1 protein-coding gene is annotated in these 2,518 nt (G+C 69.8%); it reads left to right on the top strand.

Translation table 11 applies throughout. From position 1 onward, the window contains the following. The coding region (locus DZC73_RS29485) for an AMP-binding protein (RefSeq protein ID WP_161974812.1) at positions 1–2,518 on the top strand (2,518 nt) is incomplete at both ends.

The following is a 2,518-nucleotide window of genomic DNA, read 5'->3' as shown; positions in this document are numbered from 1 at the left end:
GAGCACCTGTCGGGGCAGTTGCCGGAGTTCATGGTGCCCACGGCCTTCGTGCATCTGGAGCAACTGCCGCTGACTCCGAACGGCAAGCTCGACCGCAAGGCGCTGCCGCAGCCCGAGGACCCGTCGGGCATCGGCAGCGGCTACGAAGCGCCATTGGGCGAGGTGGAGCAGACGCTGGCGGCGATCTGGGCCGAGGTGCTGCAAGTCCAGCAGGTCGGGCGCCATGACGACTTCTTCGAGCTCGGCGGCCATTCCCTGCTGGCCGTCAGCGTCATGGAACGCATGCGCCAGGCCGGCCTCGCCGCCGACGTGCGAAAGCTCTTCACGACGCCGACGATCGCGGCACTGGCCGCATCGCTGCAAGACCACCAGGACAGCGGCCTCGTGCAGGTGCCGCCCAACGGCATCCCGGCAGGCTGCGAGTCGATCACGCCCGAGATGCTGCCGCTGGTGCGGCTGACGCAGGCGCACATCGAGCGCATCGTCCAGGCGGTGCCCGGCGGTGCCGCCAACGTGCAGGACATCTACCCGCTCGCGCCGCTGCAGGAAGGCATCCTCTTCCATCACATGATCGCCCGGCGAGGCGACGCCTACCTGATGCCGGCGCTGTTCGGCTTCGACAGCCGCGAGCGCCTGCACGACTACCTGCGGGCACTGCAGGCGGTGGTGGAGCGCAACGACGTGCTGCGCACGGCGGTGCTCTGGGAGGACCTGCCCGAGCCGGTGCAGGTGGTGTGGCGGCGTGCCGAGCTGATGGTCGAGGAAGTCACGATCGAAGAAGGCGACGTCGCGACACAACTGCGCGAACGCTTCGACCCGAAACAGCACCGGCTGGCGCTCGACCGGGCGCCGATGATGCAGGTGGTGGTGGCGCAAGACAAGGCCCGCGGACGCTGGGTGATGTTGCTGCTGATGCATCACCTGGCGGTCGACCACACGACGCTGGAGGTGGTGCGGCAAGAGATCGAAGCAACGATGCAGGGGCGGGCACTGCCGGCGCCGCAGCCGTACCGCAATTTCGTGGCCCAGGCAAAGCTGGGCGTCACCAGGGAAGACCACGAAGCCTTCTTCCGCGAGATGCTGAAGGACGTGGAAGAGACGACCACGCCGTTCGGCCTGCTGGAAGTGCAAGGCGAGTCGGGCGAGGTGGCTCAGGCGCGGCGCGGGCTGGACGCGTCGCTCAGCCGGCGCATCCGCGAATGCGCGCGCGGCCTGGGCGTGAACGTGGCGGCGGTGTGCCACCTGGCCTGGGCGCAGGTGCTGGCGCGCGTGTCGGGGCGCGACGACGTCGTCTTCGGCACGGTGCTGTTCGGCCGCATGCAAGGCGGCGCAGGGGCGGACCGTGCGGTGGGGCTGTTCATCAACACCTTGCCTGTGCGCATGCGTGTGGGCGGGACCGGCGTGGAGCGCAGCGTGCGCGAGACGCACGAGATGCTGGCCCGGCTGATGCGCCACGAGCATGCCTCGCTGGCGCTGGCGCAGCGCTGCAGTGGCGTGCCCGCGCCGGCGCCGCTGTTCAGTGCCTTGTTCAACTACCGGCACAGCGCACCTCCGGAGGCCTCCGGCGGGGCTTCGAGCGGGATCGAATTCCTCGGCGCGCAGGAGCGCACGAACTATCCGCTGCTGATCAGCGTGGACGACCTGGGCGTGGCGCTGGCGATCGACGTGCAGGTGCAGACGCCGATCGAACCGCAGCGGGTGTGCGCGTACATGGAGCGGGCGCTGGAGCAACTGGTGCAGGCGCTGGAGAGCGCGCCGCAGCAGGCGCTGAACACGCTGGACGTGATGCCTTCGAGTGAACGCGAACAGGTGCTGGACGGGTGGAACGCGACGCAGGTGCCGTACCCATCCGGGGTGTGCCTGCACGAGCTGTTCGAGGCGCAGGTGCAGCGCACGCCGCAGGCGGTGGCGCTGGTGCATGGGCAGGAGCAGCTGAGCTACGGCGAGCTCAACGAGCGCGCGAACCGGCTGGCGCACCGGCTGATCGACGAGTGCGGCGTGGGCCCCGGCGTGCTGGTGGGGCTGTGCGTGGAGCGCGGCACGGCGATGGTGGCGGCGATGCTGGCGGTGCTCAAGGCCGGTGGTGCGTACGTGCCGCTGGACCCGGCGTACCCGGCACAGCGGCTGGCGTGGATGCTGCAAGACAGCGCCGCCGCCGTGGTGCTGACGCAGTCGCCCCTGAGCGAGCGGCTGGCCGGTGAAGCGCGGCAACTGGTTCTGCTGGACCAGGAAGACAGCACGGTGCGCCCGGGGAGCAACCCCGCCAGCCGAGCGACGGCGCAAGACCTGGCGTACGTGATCTACACCTCGGGCTCGACGGGCCAGCCCAAGGGGGTGGCGATCGAGCACCGCAACACGGTGAACTTCGTGCAGTGGGCGAAGACGCAGTTCGCATCGCAGGAGTTGCAGCGCACGCTGCTGAGCACGTCGCTGAACTTCGACCTGGCGGTGTACGAGTGCTTCGTGCCGCTGTCGGTGGGGGCGTGCGTGCAGGTGGTGGACAACGCGCTGGCGCTGG

The sequence above is a fragment of the Rhizobacter terrae genome, from assembly GCF_003852895.1.
Lineage (GTDB): Bacteria > Pseudomonadota > Gammaproteobacteria > Burkholderiales > Burkholderiaceae_C > Albitalea > Albitalea terrae.
This window is presented reverse-complemented; position numbering and strand designations above follow the sequence as displayed.